Raw genomic sequence first — 232 nt, forward strand, 5'->3', positions numbered from 1 at the left:
TGGAGCGGACGTCCAAAGTCTTGTTAAAGGCAAGAAACGACAAAACAAGGGATTTTCCACTCCCGTATTTCTCACAAATAAGTTTATATATAATGGGGGATTAGCTCAGCTGGCTAGAGCGCTTGCATGGCATGCAAGAGGTCATCGGTTCGATTCCGATATTCTCCACCAATGAGTTCTTTGACATATTGTACACACATCAACCAACGAGCAAGTGCCTCGGGTTGCAGTA

Annotated in this window: 1 tRNA gene; it reads left to right on the forward strand. The window is 44.8% G+C overall.

What is annotated here, in order from left to right:
* Window positions 1–94: 94 nt before the first annotated feature.
* Window positions 95–171 (forward strand) — tRNA-Ala (locus I6E40_RS10900).
* The last annotated feature ends 61 nt before the right edge of the window (window positions 172–232 follow it).

This window comes from Prevotellamassilia timonensis, from assembly GCF_021531665.1.
Classification (GTDB): Bacteria; Bacteroidota; Bacteroidia; order Bacteroidales; family Bacteroidaceae; genus Alloprevotella.